Origin of the sequence: Citrobacter sp. B72, assembly GCF_016894305.1 — a bacterium.
In the GTDB taxonomy this organism is placed as follows: domain Bacteria; phylum Pseudomonadota; class Gammaproteobacteria; order Enterobacterales; family Enterobacteriaceae; genus Citrobacter; species Citrobacter portucalensis.
The window spans coordinates 4,155,265-4,174,184 of sequence record NZ_CP069801.1 but is presented as its reverse complement, the minus strand read 5'-3'; the positions used below and the strand labels follow the sequence as shown (position 1 = coordinate 4,174,184).

At 53.6% G+C, this 18,920-nt stretch carries 16 protein-coding genes; 3 read left to right on the top strand and 13 right to left on the bottom strand.

Annotated elements, in window-relative coordinates:
• Window positions 1-56: 56 nt before the first annotated feature.
• From JQN59_RS19945 to btsT, 4 genes are all read right to left on the bottom strand, one after another.
• A complete protein-coding gene (locus JQN59_RS19945) occupies window positions 57-1,223 on the bottom strand; it encodes a restriction endonuclease (protein ID WP_149607588.1) in 1,167 nt (388 codons plus the stop codon).
• Between the two features lie 183 nt (window positions 1,224-1,406).
• Window positions 1,407-2,363 carry a GTPase gene (yjiA, locus tag JQN59_RS19940; RefSeq protein WP_149607589.1) on the bottom strand — a complete coding sequence of 319 codons (957 nt, stop codon included), beginning with the start codon at window positions 2,361-2,363 and terminating at the stop codon, window positions 1,407-1,409.
• Window positions 2,364-2,375: 12 nt separating this feature from the next.
• The gene (locus JQN59_RS19935; RefSeq protein WP_003830038.1) at window positions 2,376-2,570 is read right to left on the bottom strand and encodes a YbdD/YjiX family protein; all 195 of its coding nucleotides are present in this window, start codon (window positions 2,568-2,570) and stop codon (window positions 2,376-2,378) included.
• A gap of 202 nt (window positions 2,571-2,772) precedes the next feature.
• Window positions 2,773-4,923 carry a pyruvate/proton symporter BtsT gene (gene btsT / locus JQN59_RS19930; protein ID WP_003830033.1) on the bottom strand — a complete coding sequence of 717 codons (2,151 nt, stop codon included), beginning with the start codon at window positions 4,921-4,923 and terminating at the stop codon, window positions 2,773-2,775.
• Between the two features lie 364 nt (window positions 4,924-5,287).
• On the opposite strand from btsT, the gene tsr reads away from it, so the two are divergent.
• On the top strand, window positions 5,288-6,949 hold the full coding sequence (gene tsr / locus JQN59_RS19925) for a methyl-accepting chemotaxis protein (protein WP_048227144.1): 1,662 nt from the start codon (window positions 5,288-5,290) through the stop codon (window positions 6,947-6,949).
• Window positions 6,950-7,054: 105 nt separating this feature from the next.
• Here tsr and JQN59_RS19920 read toward each other — a convergent pair whose 3' ends face one another.
• From JQN59_RS19920 to JQN59_RS19910, 3 genes are all read right to left on the bottom strand, one after another.
• Window positions 7,055-7,570: a GNAT family N-acetyltransferase gene (locus tag JQN59_RS19920; RefSeq protein WP_048227143.1), complete on the bottom strand. Its 516-nt coding sequence runs from the start codon at window positions 7,568-7,570 to the stop codon at window positions 7,055-7,057.
• 52 nt (window positions 7,571-7,622) lie between these two features.
• Window positions 7,623-8,984, bottom strand: a complete 1,362-nt coding sequence (locus JQN59_RS19915) for an MFS transporter (protein WP_204528147.1) — start codon at window positions 8,982-8,984, stop codon at window positions 7,623-7,625.
• Window positions 8,985-9,197: 213 nt separating this feature from the next.
• Entirely contained in the window at window positions 9,198-10,112 is a 915-nt protein-coding gene (locus JQN59_RS19910; protein WP_149607590.1) for a GntR family transcriptional regulator, read from the bottom strand.
• 137 nt (window positions 10,113-10,249) lie between these two features.
• Between JQN59_RS19910 and JQN59_RS19905 the strand changes: the two genes are divergently transcribed.
• Window positions 10,250-11,272 (top strand): zinc-binding alcohol dehydrogenase family protein, encoded by a 1,023-nt coding sequence (locus tag JQN59_RS19905; RefSeq protein ID WP_048215005.1) that lies wholly within the window; start codon window positions 10,250-10,252, stop codon window positions 11,270-11,272.
• 13 nt (window positions 11,273-11,285) lie between these two features.
• On the top strand, window positions 11,286-12,731 hold the full coding sequence (locus JQN59_RS19900) for a tagaturonate reductase (RefSeq protein WP_149607591.1): 1,446 nt from the start codon (window positions 11,286-11,288) through the stop codon (window positions 12,729-12,731).
• Between the two features lie 105 nt (window positions 12,732-12,836).
• On the opposite strand, the gene opgB is transcribed toward JQN59_RS19900, so the two are convergent.
• The 6 genes from opgB to JQN59_RS19870 form a co-directional block, all read right to left on the bottom strand.
• Window positions 12,837-15,128: a phosphatidylglycerol--membrane-oligosaccharide glycerophosphotransferase gene (gene opgB, locus JQN59_RS19895; protein ID WP_008786114.1), complete on the bottom strand. Its 2,292-nt coding sequence runs from the start codon at window positions 15,126-15,128 to the stop codon at window positions 12,837-12,839.
• Between the two features lie 230 nt (window positions 15,129-15,358).
• Window positions 15,359-15,850: a DUF2501 domain-containing protein gene (locus tag JQN59_RS19890; RefSeq protein WP_008786115.1), complete on the bottom strand. Its 492-nt coding sequence runs from the start codon at window positions 15,848-15,850 to the stop codon at window positions 15,359-15,361.
• A gap of 70 nt (window positions 15,851-15,920) precedes the next feature.
• Window positions 15,921-16,658 carry a DNA replication protein DnaC gene (gene dnaC, locus JQN59_RS19885; protein WP_003019133.1) on the bottom strand — a complete coding sequence of 246 codons (738 nt, stop codon included), beginning with the start codon at window positions 16,656-16,658 and terminating at the stop codon, window positions 15,921-15,923.
• A 2-nt stretch (window positions 16,659-16,660) separates the two neighbouring features.
• Window positions 16,661-17,200 carry a primosomal protein DnaT gene (gene dnaT, locus JQN59_RS19880; protein ID WP_008786116.1) on the bottom strand — a complete coding sequence of 180 codons (540 nt, stop codon included), beginning with the start codon at window positions 17,198-17,200 and terminating at the stop codon, window positions 16,661-16,663.
• Window positions 17,201-17,325: 125 nt separating this feature from the next.
• Window positions 17,326-17,799 (bottom strand): threonine/serine exporter, encoded by a 474-nt coding sequence (locus JQN59_RS19875; protein WP_048215002.1) that lies wholly within the window; start codon window positions 17,797-17,799, stop codon window positions 17,326-17,328.
• Entirely contained in the window at window positions 17,790-18,566 is a 777-nt protein-coding gene (locus JQN59_RS19870; RefSeq protein WP_003830006.1) for a threonine/serine ThrE exporter family protein, read from the bottom strand. The genes JQN59_RS19875 and JQN59_RS19870 overlap by 10 nt, the downstream gene beginning before the upstream one ends.
• Window positions 18,567-18,920: the final 354 nt, after the last annotated feature.

Sequence of the window (18,920 nt, the reverse complement as noted above, 5' to 3'; positions counted from 1 at the left end):
TCAATCAGGAAAAATTTGTGGGCTATTGTAACGGTAAAAGCGGTGAAGTTCGCCCTTTAGTCGATTTCCAGTTCGTCGAACAACTGCAAATCCACATCCAGCAGCTCAACCGCATTGCTGCGTCGAATGCCGACGTTATTTTCAATCAACAGCTCCAGCAGGCGATCGCCGTCGATTAACGTAATCGGCGCGGCACCCGGAAACAACGCTGCTTCCGCGCATTTGGCAGCAAATTTCCCGGTAGTGATCAGCGTGCCGCGAATGGCTTTGTGATAGGGCAGAGCGCCGCGCAGCTGATCGATATACGGACGGGTAATGGTATTTTGCATCCGCTTCACCTGTACGACTTCGGTGATGGTGGTGATGCCCACCTGCACCTGACCAATCACATCCACGCCTTTATCGCCGGAGGCTTTGGTCACTTCAACCTGTTCGTAGCCCATCGCTTCCAGTAATTGCCCGACCAGATGCTCAAACTTGTACGGATTCATGGTGCTGATTTGCTCGCGCAGCAGTTCTTTTTGCTGTTCGTTATAGCGCTTCACGGCGTCCAAAAGCTCTTTACGCGGATCGCTTTTTCGCGCTGGCAGCGCTTTTCCGAGCCAGGCTCGCCCGGCATCAGTGATGCGATAGCTCATGCCTTCGCGGTTCACCATTTCGCGATCGATCAGGTTATTGAGGCGAGAGTAGAGCGTGCTCTTAACGGAACTGACTGAAGCGAATTTGGAGTGCTGGTGCAAAAAGGCCTGCCATTCGGGAAGTAAATCCGCGCGACGCGACATTTCCCGGCCTGCCAGTAGCTCCAGAAGCTGCAAGATGCCTTCCTGATCGTCTAACGAACGCAATGTCTTTTCGTCATCGTGCAGAAATTGTTGCCCACGAGGAGTCGGTTGCCAGACATCATCTGGCGTGCTTTTCATCAGGTCAAACTGAGGGTAGTTGAGGAACAAATAGCAGCCGTAGCTGTGGCGTGGGTTCAGAATATGGTTATCGGTATCCCAGATACGGCGGGCGATTTCGGCATCTTCACCTGACAAGCGCTCGCTGATCCACAGATCCGGTTCGGACCAGTCAACGGGTTGTTGCGGGGTTCCTGTTTGCTCGTGAATGGCGGTAATCATATCCCGCACGGCTTTCAGGGAATAGCCTGAAACGGCTTTCATCATCGCTTTTACCTGGGCGTAGGTTGGAAAAAGCGGGGTAATCACTTTGTAATTTTTCACGTTGGTCCCTTAACGAGTGCAATGGCAATAGCTTGCCATACCAGATGAAAAATTCCATGGGATGAATCACTTATCGGAATGAAAACTGCCCATGCCGGATGGCGGCTGCGCCTTATCCGGCCTACAAGGAGCAGGATTTCCAGGCCCGGTAAGCGTAGCGCCACCGGGCAATTCAGCAGGGGATTACTTCTTCAATCCCGCAAACGCAGCTCTGATCTCGTCTTCCGGCAGGTTAATGCCGATAAACACCAGCAGGCTGTGCGGTGTTTCGTCGCCCCACGGGCGGTCCCAGTCGGCGCTGTACAGGCGCTGGACGCCCTGGAACAGCAGGCGGTTTGGCTCGCCTTCAATCCACAGCATACCTTTGTAGCGCAGCAGCTTCTCGGCGGATTCCAGCAGCAGGTTTTCCATCACTCGCGACACGTCGCTGATGTTTACCGGGTAATCCAGCTCGACGACGATCGAGGAGATATCGTTTTGCTTGTCGGCGATAAAGTGGAAGCGCGGTTTGGCGCTGACTACGTTCTCTTCCAGCATAAAACCGTTGGTATCGAACAGCAGGGAGAGGTCGATATCACCATGCGTCACGGTGTAAATCGGTGCACGGGCGTTGATGCGCGCCAGGCGCTCACGCAGTTTTTCACTTTCACCTGCGACGTCGGTTTTGGTCAGCAGGATCCGGTCTGCGTAGCCTACCTGCGACTGGGCGATGGTGAACTGGTTCATCTGCTCGTCGGCATGTACCGCGTCAACCAGCGCAATCACGCCGTCCAGCAGGTAGCGTTCGCAAATCACTTCATGGGAGAAAAAGGTCTGAATAATCGGGCCGGGGTCGGCCATGCCGGTGCACTCGATCACCAGACGGTCGAAATTGATGGTGCCTTTGTCGAGGTTGTCGAGCAGGTCTAACAGTGCGTCTTCCAGCTCACTGGAGCGGGTACAGCAAATGCAGCCGTTGGTCAGAGTTTTGATCTGCGTAGCGCGATCGCCAATCAGCTGATCGTCCACCGAGACTTCGCCGAATTCGTTTTCGATAACGGCAATCTTGTAACCGTGCTGCTCGTTGAGAATATGGCGCAGCAGGGTGGTTTTACCCGCGCCAAGAAAACCGGTGAGTAGGGTAACTGCAATCGGGGTCATTCACTTCTCCTTCTAACAGCAACTGCTTCCGCCGCTACCGTAGCGGGCTTCCTGGCGCTCGCGGAAGAATTCTTCGTAAGTCATGTACGGCTTATCGGGATGGTTGGTCTTCATGTGCTCGACGTAGTTGTCGTAGTCCGGAATGCCAATCAGCATCTTTGCCGCCTGACCGAGATACTTCTTTGCCTGACCTAAAGTACCAAACATGGAACGCCCCGGATATATGTTGAGCTCGTGGATGCAGGCTATTTCACTTGCCATTTTGACCGCGGGCAGTGCTCGCAATCCTCACGTACTGTGTGTACGCTCCGGTTGCTGCGCGCTGTCCGCGGCCAAACTGACTGCGCCAATTACGCCTGCGGCACTAAGTGATTGAGGCCGGGAGCGCTGTGCGCCACCCGGCTTCAGGTTAGTGGTGTGAAGAGGTCTTCACGCCGCCTTCCGGCACCGGTACATACGGTGTCTCTTTATCAGAGCGACCGTTGATGGCGCGGGCTTTCTGCCAGGTACGGAACCCGTAGAAAATGATGCTGTACACCACCACCAGGAACAGAATACTCAGACCTGCGTTGGTGTAGTTGTTGACGACGATGTGGTTCATGTTGGCAATCTGCTGAGCGGTCAGTTCGCCGCCGTTAGCAATCTTCTCTTTGTACTGATTCGCCATGAAGAAGAAGCCTTCCATCTGCGGGTTGGTGCTGAACAGTTTCAGACCCAGCGCCCAGGTGGTGCAGATAAGCAGCCATACAGCCGGAACAACGGTAACCCAGATGTATTTGGTGCGCTGCATTTTAACCAGCACCACGGTGCCCAGAACCAGTGCCACGGCAGCCAGCATCTGGTTAGAGATACCGAACAGCGGCCACAGGCTCTTAACGCCGCCCAGCGGGTCAACAACGCCCTGATACAGCAGGTAACCCCACAGGCCTACGCAGCCCGCAGTACCGATGATACCCGCAACCAGGGAGTCGGTTTTCTTCAGGAACGGCACGAAGTTACCCAGTAAATCCTGCAGCATAAAGCGGCCAGAACGGGTACCGGCATCCAGTGCGGTCAGGATGAACAGCGCTTCGAACAGAATACCGAAGTGGTACCAGAAGCCCATATCAGCCATCGGCAGCACTTTGTGGAACACGTGAGCGATACCAACAGCGAGTGTTGGTGCGCCACCTGCGCGGTTCAGAACGGACGGTTCACCGATGTCTTTCGCGGTTTGCAGGATCTGCTCAGGCGAAATGACGAAGCCCCAGGAGCTGACGGTCGCTGCCGCATGTGCGGTGACGTCTTTCAACTGCGCCATAATCAGCGGTGCGTTTTCGCCGCTCATTTCATGCAGGTTCGGCATGGTGATGCCAAGGCCCGCAGGCGGGGTGTTCATCGCGAAGTACAGACCTGGTTCGATGATAGACGCGGCAACCAGCGCCATAATTGCGACAAAGGATTCCATCAGCATCGCGCCGTAACCGATAAAGCGCGCGTCGGTTTCACAGGCCAGCAGCTTCGGTGTGGTACCGGAAGCAATCAGCGCGTGGAAGCCAGATACCGCACCACAGGCGATGGTGATGAACAGGAACGGGAACAGAGCGCCTTTCCACAGCGGGCCAGTACCATCAACGTACTGCGTCATTGCCGGCATTTTCAGTTCCGGGTTGAGGATAACAATCCCCACCGCCAGACCGACGATAACGCCGATTTTCAGGAAGGTAGCCAGATAGTCGCGCGGGGCGAGGATCAGCCATACCGGCAGCAGCGCAGAGATAAATGCGTAGCCGATCAGGGTAAAGGTAATGGTGGTGTCTTTAAAGGTCAGCGCCGGGCCCCAGTACGGGTCGTGCGCAATCACGCCGCCGAAGTAGATAGAGGCAACCAGCAGCACAATACCAATCACCGACACTTCGCCCACGCGTCCCGGTCGCAGGAATCGCATGTAGATCCCCATGAACAACGCGATAGGTACGGTTGAGCAGACGGTGAACACACCCCACGGGCTTTCTGCCAGTGCTTTCACTACGATCAACGCCAGTACTGCGAGGATGATGATCATGATTAAGAAGCAGCCGAACAGCGCAATGGTTCCCGGTATCGGGCCCATCTCTTCTTTGATCATCTCACCCAGAGATGCACCGTTACGGCGGGAAGAGATAAACAGCACCATGAAGTCCTGCACCGCACCGGCCAGCACGACGCCTGCCAGCAGCCACAGCGTACCAGGCAGGTAGCCCATCTGCGCAGCCAATACCGGCCCAACCAGCGGACCTGCACCTGCGATAGCGGCAAAGTGGTGACCAAACAATACGTTACGGTTGGTTGGAACGTAGTTCAGACCGTCATTATTGATGACCGCCGGCGTGGCACGCGTTGGGTCAAGTTTCATCACCTTTTGGGCGATGTAAAGGCTGTAGTAACGATAGGCCACCAGATAAACAGAAACTGAGGCGACCACGATCCACAGGGCACTAATGTGTTCACCCCGACGTAATGCCACTACCGAGAGGCAGAATGCACCGATGATTCCGAGAATCACCCAGGGTATGTGCTTGAATATCTTTTTCGTATCCATAGTAAAACCTGGTATCTAATTAATAATTGGCCGAAGCCGCGTGGGTTTGATCTTGTGTTTGAGGAGGTTATTTGACTGCTATGTTGGGGGGATCTTGCCAGAGAATTACGCGCGTAAAGTAAGGTAAATAAGTGAGCGGTTGTATGTCAGCTTAAGCGGTCCCAAGTGTCAGTGAGCGGTAAACTGCGGGGGGAACGGGGAAATTTATGTGATTGAGATCACTAATAAACCCGCTTAGCGCTTTGGCAGACGGCGTGGATCGACGAATCGTCGATGCTGAGATCGATTCAACTAGCACAAATTTCATAAAGTTTTCCCTTTCCAGGCCGAAAATTCTGACATCTGTCTAGCGGAAAGAGAAAACATGTTAAAACGAATGAAGATTGTTACCAGCTTACTGCTGGTATTGGCGCTATTTGGCCTTTTACAGCTCGCCTCTGGCGGCTTGTTTTTTAACTCACTTAAGAATGACAAAGAGAACTTTACCGTTCTGCAAACCATTCGCCAGCAACAGTCTGCGCTGAACGCCACCTGGGTTGAGCTGCTGCAAACGCGTAACACCCTGAACCGGGCAGGCATTCGCTACATGATGGATCAGAGCAATATCGGCAGCGGCGCGACCGTTGCCGAGCTGATGCAGGTGGCGAGTACGGCGCTGAAGCTGACGGAAAAAAACTGGGCGATTTACGAGTCGCTCCCACGCGATCCGCGTCAAAGCGAAGCCGCGTTCCAGGAGATCAATCGCACCTATGACATCTACCACGGCGCGCTGGCGGAGCTGATCCAGTTACTGGGTGACGGGAAGATCAACGCATTCTTTGATCAACCGACGCAGAGCTATCAGGATGGCTTTGAGAAGCAGTACATGAGTTACATGCAGCAGAATGATCGCTTGTATGACATCGCGGTGGAAGATAACAACAGCTCTTACAGCCAGGCGATGTGGGTGCTGATCTGCGTGCTGATTACCGTACTGGCGGCGATTATTGCGGTCTGGTTTGGTATCAAGCTGACCCTTATCTCTCCTATGAACCGTCTGATCGACAGCATTCGTCATATCGCCAGCGGTGACCTGGTGAAACGTATTGAAGTGGAAGGGTCCAACGAGATTGGGCAACTGGCGGAAAGCCTGCGTCACATGCAGGGTGAGCTGATGAATACCGTGGGTGACGTGCGTAACGGTGCCAACGCGATTTACAGTGGGGCCAGCGAGATTGCGATGGGCAATAACGATCTCTCCTCCCGTACCGAGCAGCAGGCTGCATCTCTGGAAGAAACCGCAGCCAGCATGGAACAGCTGACGGCGACCGTGAAGCAGAACGCCGAAAACGCGCGTCAGGCCAGCCATTTGGCGCTGAGTGCTTCTGAAACCGCGCAGAAAGGCGGCAAAGTGGTGGATAACGTGGTGCAAACCATGCGTGACATCGCGTCCAGTTCGCAGAAAATCGCCGACATTATCAGCGTCATCGACGGCATTGCCTTCCAGACTAACATTCTGGCGCTCAACGCCGCGGTAGAAGCAGCACGTGCTGGCGAGCAGGGCCGTGGATTTGCGGTGGTTGCGGGTGAAGTGCGTAACCTGGCCCAGCGTAGTGCGCAGGCCGCGCGCGAGATCAAGAGCCTGATTGAAGACTCGGTCAGCCGCGTGGATGTAGGTTCAACCCTGGTAGAAAGCGCCGGTGAAACCATGGATGAGATCGTCAATGCGGTAACCCGCGTGACCGATATCATGGGTGAAATCGCCTCTGCTTCTGATGAACAGAGCCGCGGTATTGACCAGGTGGGTCTGGCCGTTGCCGAGATGGATCGCGTGACGCAGCAGAACGCCTCGCTGGTGGAAGAATCCGCCGCCGCCGCTGCGGCGCTGGAAGAGCAGGCTAGCCGCCTTACTCAGGCCGTTGCCGTGTTCCGTATTCAGCATGACCAACAGCGCGCGCGTGACGTTGCGGCCGCTAAACCGGTTTCAACGGTCCAGCCGCGCAAAGCCGCGGTAACGGATGCCGGGGATAACTGGGAAACGTTCTAAGCCTGTGATGCCGGATGGCGCTATCGCTTATCCGGCCTACGGGAAAGTTACGTGGTTGCCGGAAATGTTACGTAGGCCCGATAAGGCGTAGCCGCCATCGGGCAATTAGCGCAACATCAGGTGCATGGCGCAGCGCGATTCAAATGCCAGTCCATGCGCCGCTTCCTCTTCTCTTTTCTGGCGCAACTTTGCAGGTAGAGTCTCGTCAGCCAGCATTTCAAATCCCAGTCGCGCGTACCATGGCGCATTCCACGGCACATTGCGGAAGGTGGTCAGCGTGAGCGACGTGTAACCTTTCGCGCGCGCCTGTTCGGCAACATACTCAATCAATCTGCGGCCAATTCCTTTTCCCTGCCACTCCAGATGCAGCGACAGTTCAGCAATAAACAGCGATGACCCCAGCGTTTCGGCAACCAAAAAACCGACCGGAAGCGCATCGACCTGCGCCAGCCAGCTCATGCCTGCGGCGGCAAAAGCCTGATGCTGAGCAGCCGATAAAATCTGGTCTTCAGCAATCCACGCCAGTTCGGGGATGCGTAAAAAACGTTGCCCCGCAGATCGTTCGATGGCGGGAAGAGCGGCAGTGTCTGCCAGAGTAGTAGCGCGCAAGGTGATGTTCATACGAGGAGCATAACATGCCCGATAAACGCGGTGTTATCGGGCATCTGGAGGATTAATCTTTACGCGGATCGCTGATGGGTTGGCGAACCAGGAAGATGTAGGCGAGGGCACCCACCATGGTGACGCAGCCGCAGATGATCAGCGCCAGGCGGAAAGAGTTGGTGGTATCAACAATAAAACCGGTGACGATCGGTGCGAACGACGCGCAGATAAAGCTGGCAAAGTTCTGGATACTACCCACGGAAGCGGTCATACGTGAGGCGACGGCGACGTGGATCAGACCCCAGCACGAGGTACCTGCGAAGTGGATACAGAACAGCGCCATACCGATCAGTAACACGGCGGTCATTGACGTTGTGGCCTGCGGCACGACGAAGGTGAAGGCTGCGGAGCAGAACATCCCGGCGATAATACAAATCTTACGGCTCTTAATCGGTGCCATACCGCCTTTCACCAGCCAGTCGGTGACAAAACCGTTAATCAGCATGCCGGCTGCGCCAAACAGGAACGGGATCGCCGCCATTAATCCGGTGCTTTTTAAATCCAGGTTGTAGGAGGTTTGCAGGTAGCCCGGCAGCCAGGCCAGGTATAGCCATGCGGTATAGTTGATGCCGCTAAAGCCCAGCATCATGCCCCACATGGTACGGTTGCGGAACAGGCTGCGCCATTCGGCAAAGCTCAGCGGATCGCGGCGGGCATTGACGCTACCGGCGTTCAGGTACGCTTGTTCCGTGGCGCTCAGCTCAATTTGCTCGCGGTTGCGATACAGCATGTACCAGCCGATGGCGAGGAAAATACCCAGCACGCCAATGGTGATGAACATCCAGCGCCAGCCCATTACCAGCATCATGGCAGCCAGAATCGGCGGGCTAATGACAACCCCGATGGTGGAGGCGGCGTTGAATAATCCCATCGGGCGGCCGCGCTCTTTGATGTTAAACCAGTCGTTGATGACCTTTACGCCGCACGGGTTCATTGGCGCTTCGCCGATCCCCATCCCGATACGCACCAACACAAACTGGGTGAAGCTGTGCACCATGCCGGACAGCGCCTGAAACAGCGACCAGAAGAACATCCCCAATCCCAGCATAATGCGCGGACCTTTGCGATCCAGCAGCGGACCGCAGGGCAGTTGCGCAATACCGTAAGCGAGAGAGAATACCGACAGCAGCACGCCGATTTGCGTGGCGCTCAGCCCCAGTTCTTCACGAATCGTTAAGTTGGCGACAGACAGTGAGCTGCGGTCGAGGTAATTAATCACCGCAGCAAAAAATAATAAAATCATTGCTGTGGTCTGGATACGTTTAATTCGGCTACTGCGTTGCACCATGCCCTCAGGCGGAACATTAATATCCGCAGATGACGACGTGCCAAACGAAGAACTTGGGTCGAGGGTAATATTATTTTTTTCCACGCCGGACTCCTGAACCTCAATAATTTATTTTTCACACAGCAGGACTGTGCAGTATTGAAAAAATACCAGTGATGAATCAATTTGCTCATCACCGCTCACAAAAATTTTTAATGCAGTCGACTTAGCGTGAGCATAGGCAAGAGGTATTTTTCAGGCGTTTTTATTTTTATAAAATCGTGCTCCCGGTAATGATTTGCTGTTTTTTATCGGTACTTAATGAGCGACGTTACAACCCTGGTTGATGGAGCGAATCATCGATTGTTTGGCTGAATTCAAATGGTTACAGAGCGCCAGGGTGGCATCCAGGTCGCTGCGACATATCAGCGCGCTGAGGATGGTCATGTGCTCATCAATGGCAATGATGTTACGCTGCTTGAGGTCGCTCTCATCCCACTGATAGTGGAAGTGGAAAATCACGGAGATGATTTCAAGTGATTGATTAAAAAATACATTATCGGCAGCAGAGAGTAGCAAAGCATGGAACTCACGATCTAACTGCGAGAACATGCGAAAGCTGCTGCCAATGCTGTCGCGCAGGATCCGATGGCGCTCCAGCAGCGTTTTAGCCTGCAACCAACGCGGGTCATCGTCCGGCAGATTGAGAAAATGCTGCAGAGAATGCGTTTCCAGCATCTCTCTGAGTTCAAACAGCTGTTCCGCATAGGCCTGATCGAACTGCTTCATGCTCCACTGACCGCGTTTTTCGTTTTTAATCAGGTTGTAACGTTCGAATTTTAAAAGATATTCCCGCACTACCACCGGGCTGACGCCTGCGGCTCTGGCAAGCTGCAGTTCGGAGAAGCTCTCGCCTGCACGCAGCTGTCGCTGGTTGATCATGGTGAAAAACGCCTGTTCAAAAATCCGGTTTTGCTCGGTCATGGAGGCGTTGGTGCAGGCAAAACCATCGTCATGATCGGGTTTTCGCACGATGACATAGTGGCTGCCGACTTGGGTCAGAACGCCGCACTCGCTTAAGTGGCTCAGCATATGGCGCACGGTGGTGCGGCTGATGTTGTACATCTCCGCCAGTGCGCTTTGTGAGGGGAGTGGGGAAGGGATATGACCACGCGCCATATCATCGATTATCTGGTTAATCACATTGTGGCGTAAGTTCTGCGAACGGCTCATGGCTTCTCCTTTTTATCTATTAAAACCCGATTTAAAACATTTTTATGCGCTGGAATTCACAGATTGTGTTTCTGCTTTCTCCGTCATTTTTATTTTCGTTGATATCTGAGGCAACAAAAAAACAGGAGAGCAGAATCATGTCTACGATGAATACGTTGATTTGCCAGGAACCTAAAAAATTAGTCTGGAAAGAGCGTGAAATACCTATTCCGGGTGAGGGTGAAGCATTAATTAAAATTAAGTCGGTAGGAATTTGTGGTACCGATATTCATGCCTGGGGTGGCAATCAACCTTTTTTCAGCTACCCGCGTGTATTAGGGCATGAAATATGTGGGGAAATTGTCGGTCTGGGTAAGAATATACAGAATCTGAAAAATGGTCAGCAGGTGGCGGTTATTCCTTACGTGGCCTGCCAGCAGTGTCCGGCATGCCTGAGCGGGCGCACCAACTGCTGCGAGAAGATTTCAGTGATTGGCGTGCACCAGGATGGCGGTTTCAGTGAATATCTGTCCGTTCCGGTGACCAACCTGCTGGATGCGCAGGGGATTGACCCGCAGGCGGCGGCGCTGATTGAGCCTTACGCTATCAGCGCTCATGCGGTACGCCGGGCGGCGGTGGCTCCGGGTGAGCAGGTGCTGGTGGTCGGCGCGGGTCCGATTGGTCTGGGGGCGGCAGCGATTGCCAAAGCCGATGGCGCACAGGTGGTGGTCGCCGATACCAGTCCAGCACGCCGGGAGCACGTGTCTTCCCGGTTGGGACTCCCGGTTATCGACCCATCCGCTGAAGATTTTGATACGCAGTTGCGTGACCAGTTTGGCGGTTCGTTGGCGCAAAAGGTTATTGATGCCACGGGGAATCAGCATGCGATGAACAACACGGTGAATTTGATTCGCCATGGCGGCAGCATCGTTTTCGTTGGGCTGTTCAAAGGCGATTTGCAGTTCTCTGATCCTGAGTTCCACAAGAAAGAGACCACCATGATGGGCAGTCGCAACGCCACGCCGGAAGATTTCGCCAAAGTGGGCCGTTTAATGTCGGAAGGCAAACTTACCGCCGACATGATGCTCACGCACCGTTACGCGTTTGCCACACTGGCAGAAATCTACGAACGGGATGTGATTAACAACCGTGAGCTGATTAAAGGCGTGATCACGTTCTGAGAGGGGAAATGCGATGAAGACATTGAATCGACGTGATTTTCCGGGGGCCAGCTACCCAACGCGCGTGATCCAGTTTGGTGAAGGTAACTTCCTGCGGGCGTTTGTTGACTGGCAACTGGATATCCTCAACGAGCAAACCGATCTGAACGCTGGCGTGACCATCGTTCGCCCGATCAATACCGATTTTCCGCCGTCGCTGAATACCCAGGACGGGCTGTATACCACGCTGATACGCGGGCTTAACGAGCAGGGTGAGGCAGTGAGTGAGGCACGGCTTATCCGTTCGGTGAATAACGAAATCAACCCGTATCAGGATTTCGCGGCGTATCTGGCGCTGGCGCACAATGCGGACATCCGTTTTGTGTTTTCGAATACCACCGAAGCCGGAATTAGCTATCACGCAGCGGACCGTGTGGATGACGCGCCGCCGGTGAGTTTTCCGGCCAAGCTGACACGCCTGCTGCTGGAGCGCTTTAACCACTTTGCGGGCGCGGTGGATAAGGGCTGGGTAATTATCCCGTGCGAGCTTATCGACTATAACGGTGAGGCGCTCAAAACCCTGGTGCTGCGGTATGCGCAGGAGTGGCAACTTCCTCCGGCATTTGCCGACTGGGTGGAGACGGCAAACACGTTCTGTTCCACGCTGGTCGACCGTATTGTCACCGGCTATCCGCGCGAAGAAGCCGCTGCGCTGGAGGCTACGCTAGGCTATCACGATGCGTTTCTCGATACCGCGGAGCATTTTTACCTGTTTGTGATCCAGGGACCGCAGTGGCTGGCAGAGGAGCTGAAGCTGGCGCAGTGTCCGCTGAATATCCGTGTGGTGAGTGATATCAAACCGTACAAAGAGCGCAAGGTCGCTATCCTCAATGGTGCGCATACGGCTCTGGTGCCGGTCGCGTGGCTGTGCGGGCTGGAGACCGTTGGCGAGGCGATGCGGGATGCTGATGTCCGCCGCTTTGTCGAGCGGGCGATTAGTGAGGAGATTATTCCGGTGTTGGATCTCCCGGCGGACGAATTGCGTGAATTTGCCGACGCGGTGAGCGGGCGTTTTCAGAACCCCTACATTCGCCACCAGTTGCTTTCCATTGCGCTTAATGGGATGACCAAATTCCGCACCCGAATTTTGCCGCAGCTGCTGGCGGGTCAGCACAATGGGCGCTGGCCCGTGCGGTTAACGTTTGCCCTCGCTGCGCTGATGGCGTTTTATCGTGCAGAGCGCGACGGGGAACGCTATCCGATACAGGATGATGAACAGTGGGTAAGCCTGTATGCCAGCCTGTGGCCGCGAGTAGGCAATGATTTAACGCTGCGTGAACTGGTGGATGCCGTGCTTGGCGATGCGACGCACTGGGGAGAGGATTTGACGTTGCTACCTGGCCTTGCCGGGCAGGTGACGGCCAATCTGGAGATGATTCTGGTACAGGGTATGCGCCAGACGGTGAACGGTCTGGAATAAGGTTGCCATGCAGCGCCCGGTGTGGTGTTGGGCGCTGTTTTTTTTCAGACAATACATTCGGTTCACGATAGGCCTGATAAGCAAAGCGCTATCAGGCCTTTCATGTTACGAACCCTGAGCCACTACTTTGATTTCAACCATCCCGATCCCCAGCTTACGCGGTGAGTGACCGAGAATATTGCCCTCGTTGGTGGCGACCGGATCGGGTGGAACAATTACCAGCGTATCGGCATCCGCCGGGTTATCAAAATGTAAGGTGGTGGTGCTGACGTCATGGCCTAACACCAGCGTCTGCTCCTCGTTGCCAACGCGCACGGGGATCGGACGATTGGCATTGTCACCGAAGGCTTTCGCGGTAATGACCAGATCAAATTTCTTCGGTAGCGGGGCTTTGTACTCAATCGTTACTTCTTCGCTGAGCTGCGCATTGGACCAGCGTCCCCAGGATTCGGGGCGTGAAATGCCGCTAAACTGTTTGACCTCTTCCGGCGCGCCCGCCACGTTGAAAACGAAGCTATCTGCTTTGTAGCGAATGTCGTTATCGACAATTTTCAGCGTATCGACGTTACCTTTATAGCGCTCCATGTCGATTACCGTGTCTTTAAATACGGTTTTACTTTTCCACTTGGCTTTATCGACGTGCTGTACGATTTGCTGTCCGCCCAGTTGCCCCTGTGATACGCACCAATCGGTAGAGAGTGCCAGCTCCGGCGCCCACAGTTGTGCCATTTTGTAGCAGCGATCGACCCAGACGAAGTTATCGCGTGGGGCGAAATCTGCCAGTTGGAAGCGCAGCGGGGCCGAGTATTCGCTTTCCGGCAGCGGCTCGACGCGTTTGTCCGATACGCGCAGCAGCAGGGGCAGGCGGAAATGACTGCCGGAGAAAGAGATCATATTTTTGTCCTGGTCGACGGTGAACTCTTTCATCTCTTTCGGGAAATTCCACAGGCGAATGATATCGGGCTTCCACGCCAGCATTTTTTCTTTGATGTTCAGGAACACTTCCGAGACGGATTCGCTCGACAAGCTGCTGCGGCCAAGGCCGATAAAGTTATCGCCGCCGAGAATATCCAGTACCGTTGCGCCGTTATCCATCGTGTTACGCTTTACCGCCAGCGTGTCCTGTTGAGGTTGATCGCCGCGCAGTACGAAGAACAGGTTGTTGCGGTCCTGCTTGTTCAGATACTTCCATGCGGTGTTGTTCATCGCCAGATGATCGGAAGACACCACGATAACGGTATCTTTAAACCACGGCGATGCTTTGATTTTATTGATAAATTCGGCAATGTTTTCCTGGCTGCAGCTGACCGCGCTGAACGATTGGTTGGCCTTCCCGTCGATGTCATAACGTTTACGGTTGCAGCTACGGGAGATAAATCCATCCGGATGATGGGTATCCACGGTCAGGGTAAACAGTGAAAAACGCTGGCCCGAGCGCGAAAGCTCTTCGAATTTTTTCCACGCTTCGTCCAGCACGGTATCGTCGTAGAAGCCCCAGTCGTTACGATAGGTCGGGTCCGCCACCACGCTTTTTAACTCTTCCGCACCATACAGATGGTCAAAGCCGTGAGATTTCAGGAACACGTCTTTGCCAGCAAAGCGCAGGTTGGCACCCTGCACAAAGTAGTTCTGATAGCCGGAGTTTTTCAGGATATCGCCCAGACAAATATTGTTAGGGAAGAAACTTGAAACCGACGCAGAGGCGTTGCCTTCAAACGGCGCAAACAGCGGAATTCCGCACTGGGAGGCGACCATGCCCGCGATGGTGTAATCCGTACCCGGCAGCTGCATGGTGTTGCTGAAATCCAGACCTTCGTTTTTCAACGCGCCGAGTTCCGGGGTCAGATCCGGGAATGCGTCGTTATTAAAATAGGTGCGTTCGAGGCTCTCACCGTAGATATACACCAGGTTCAGCTTCGGATTGGGAATGGTTTTCGATGGCTCTTTATAATACGTCGGGAAATCCGGATCGCCATCGCGTGACTGCGACTTCACGAGTTCGGTTATCTGATGAAATGCCGGGCTGGCGTCAACGGAGGCCAGCGCCAGCAGCAGGGCCAGCAGACTGTAACCCACATGATGTGGATGATGGCGACGGCGGCGTAGGATCCAGCCGAGAGCGACAAAAACGGTCGTCAGCGCCAGCGCGATCCCAACGCCCGGCAGAATATATTTGCCGATACCCGCGCCGGTCAGGCTGTTGGTCAGCGTATAGAGAACCGCGTCATTGATCCCGTCGCCGGTGAAATAGTCACTGGCATAAAGCGTGATATTCAAGACAATAAAAATCCCCAGCACCGTTAACGTGGCGGCAAACCACCAGGTGTTGCGACCCGCTTTCCAGGCATAAATCAGCACTGAAGCGAGAAACAGAGTGATGGAGATTAATTCTGACAACGGTCGATCCTCAGTAAACCGGGCAATTGCCTGGCAGGCTAATCATTTGGTGAGAGAACAATGTAATAGCGTTGTTACATTGCTGCAATTGTAGTGACATTAAATTACGTTGTTATTCAGAATTGGTTTAGATATGCGCGTTTTTGTGGGGAAAGACTGTTTATTTGGAATGTGAATGTATTGTCGAAAACAAATAGATGCCGCGCAGGTTATACGCGGCATGTCGTGCGTCAGGAAATGAAGTTCATGCCCTGTTTTAACACCAGATCGCAGGCCTTGGTTTTTACCTGCTTCGCCAGCGAGCTATTGCCAATTGTGTTCAGGTCCAGCTGTTGACCATCTTTGGCGTTGAGCAGCCCCTGAATACCGTCCATATAGTTGGTGTCTTGCTTCTGCTCAGGTGCGCTGAGTCCCAGTTTATCCAGTACCTGGTTTTTGACGTTTTGCGCGTCGGTGACCGAAGCCAGCTTCTGTTTCGCGCAATATTCAAGGATCCCGGCTGCGTTATTCATGCTGCTTGAGGTCAGTGACTGATTGCTGCCATTCAGCAGGCTGGTCAGGGAAGAGAGCGACGAGCTGCTTTGCGAGCCGGAGCTTTGTTTGCTCAGCTCACTGGCCGCGCTGGAGAGCGAATCCTGCCAGGAGGCGGCGAAAACGCTGGTGGAGATGAGCGTGCTGGCGGCAAGCGCACAGCACAGCAGACGTTTGGTAGTTTTCATCATTATATGCAACTCGTGTTATGCCTTTTCAGCGCAGTATAGCGCTGGCAGTCTTAGGAGTGGTCCTAATACCTTAATACTCTTTCCCGGTTACCCGACTACGGTAGCTTTCCCAGTTAAAAATGACCCACAGACTGTTGCCAAGGCGCATACGATCCATCACGCGCTCACCCAGCAGCTTGTTCATTTCATCCATATTGCTGTTAGTTAACATGCCGGTCGGACGTTTTGAGGATGAACGGCGATCGACGATCTGATTGATAATCACTTTTTCATAGCGCGATTCGGTCTGCATGCCGATCTCATCGATCACCAGCAGATCCACATTGCTCAGATCGTTGAGCAACTGTTCTTCGCTGGTTTCACGATTACTGAACGTTTCTTTCATCGCCGACATGATATCGGCCACGGTAATGATCAATACCGACTTGCCGCGCAGTAGCAGTTCGTTGCAGATGGCGGCGGCTAAATGGTTTTTGCCGGTGCCGGGTTTGCCGGAGAAGATAAAGCTGGCGATGTTGCCGTCAAACTCTTCAACATACTGGCGGGCTTTGCTCAGGGCGTTCATCTGACCTTCGCACTCTACCCGATAGTTTTCGAACGAACAGTTCTGATGCAGCGGACGGATACCGGAACGGTTGAATGTGCGCTGCATTTTCATAGCCCGGTTTTCGCGGGCCAGCGCTGCGGCACGAATTTCACCTTGCTCTTTTTGCCATGCCAGCAGTTCTTCGCCCGTTTTAAATGCGGGCTCGACATTAGGTGGCATCATTTTTTGCAGACGTTTCATCAGGTCGCCAACGTTTTTCATCGTTATCCTCTAAAACCCGGTGGAATGTGGCTGTCAGGTTCACTGACGCTGTTCACATCGCGCTTTGGCATTCCGCCATTGCTGGCCCGTCCAATCTGAATGCTGCGCGCCAGTTTTTGCTGCCACTGAATATGGTGAAAGACTTTTCCTTCAGCCTGCCAGTAGGCAACAAATGAGGCCAGCTCTTCAGCAGTAACCGGCTCTCTCAACGCTACACCCCATAAAGCAGCCTGACGCTGAAAGTCGGCATCAGGCTGCCAGGCAGCGTACATCGCAAATTTCCCCATTGGTACGGCAACGGGAGCGGCTTGCGGCTCTTCATAAAATTGATCATCTAATGTCACATCGCTTCCCGGGCGTGACAGTTTCTCCTCAAGCGCCAACAGCTCAGCCAGTCTCGCAGGCGTCACCGCGTAAAATGCTGGTGCATTGTTAGCGAATACGGCTACGGCGCCACCCGCAGACTTGGCCAGCACGGCGTGGTGATCGTGTAGTAAGGCGTCAATGCTAGTGACGTCTGGCGTCAAAATTTTGCAGGGCATAATGTTTCTCAATACTGAACAACAACCGAGAAGGGGACTGCTTTTATAGTAACACAGAGAAGAAGGAGAGCAGCAGATGAGGGGGGAGATTCCCCTCTCTGCATGGTATTAAAGAAAGTGCACCGTCAAACGCGTGGGCGTTTGCGATACAGCCATAATCCTGGCACGGATAGCCCGATGGAGAGCGCACCGACAATCGATGAGGCTTTCAGGAAATTGGTCAGCAGGGTGATCATCAGCGCTTCGCTGTAGCCAAAATGACCGATTTTTACCGCCGAGATCATGGCGGTGTAGGCGGAGATCCCAGGGAACATCGGGATCACTGCCGCAACGGTAAAGACTTTCGGATGCGCCAGATACCAACGCGACCACTGGATCCCAATGCAGCCGACCAGCAGCGACGCCATAAAGGTTGACCATTCGATATTAAATCCTGCGCTCATCATTACCATTCGCGAACCGTGGCCGAGCGCGCCGAGTACCGCACACCAGGGGAGCGCCCGATGAGGGACATTAAATACCATGGCAAAGCCTACCGCCGGGATTGCCGACAGGATCATGTCCTGCATTAACGCCAATATGAAATCGATCACGCCCATCCGCGCAGCCCCCATAAGGTCATCGACATGACTACGCCAATGCAGGTTGCCAATGTCAGCAAACTGGCAATTGCCCAGCGGGCGAGCCCGGTATTAATGTGTCCCTTAAACATATCCGCGACGGAGTTGATCAGCGGAAAGCCCGGAACCAGCAGCAGCACGCTGGCAGCCATGGCGATGGTTGGGGTGTGGTTAAATGTCGGTAGCGTTAGCAGCAGACCAGAAATCGTTGTCGCCACAAACGCGGTGATGCAAAAGTTGATTTGTGGGTGCAAATGCCGGGATGCCAGAATCTGACGGATATACATTGCCACCATGCTGGCGAAAAAAGTGATCACCGCACCATCCCATCCGCCGTTATTGAGCTTACAAAAGCAGGCGCAGGACAAGCCGACCATGAAGGCGACCAGCCATCTTGGATAGCGTAGCGGCTTAATCTGGCTAAAGCGTTTCTCTACCCCTTTAATATCCAGCAGTTTATGTTCCGCCAAAATGACAATGTGCTGCACTTCCGTCACGACGTGCATATTAATGCCGCGATCCTGATTTTTTCGCGTTGATGTCAGGCATTGCCCGTCTTTAATGGTGGTCAGGACGATAGCGTTAGAGGAGATGGCGCTTTCTACGCTATCCATGCCAAGTGCCAGCCCGAGGCGGGTGGATAACTCGTCAACCAGAGCGCTTTCTGCCCCATGCTGAAGTAAAAAAAGTCCGCATTGAATACATAACCGTGTAACCGTTCGCTGTGACGACTGCTCTGTTTGCATGGCTCGCTCTGACTGAAAAGGATCTCTTTGAGTGACGAATGTCTTCTTTTTATCATGAAGCATGAGCCCGCTGGCTCTGGCTAAGATCAATCTTTGTGTCGAAAAAAGACACAGGTAATACGGTTGTGGCATCTTAACGCTCCCGTTCGCTAAGGTACGAGGGGGAGACATGATTGAAATGTAGCGTTATTTTCCCGGATGGCAAATACGTAAGCCATGCTAACGATCTATTGTAGTTATTATAATTGTACAGATAATGTATTTATACGTAATTGTGCAATAATAGCTTAAAATTTGGCGCTATTTGGATGGTGCCGTCAATACTTTTTGAAATAAATACCAAGGATAACAATT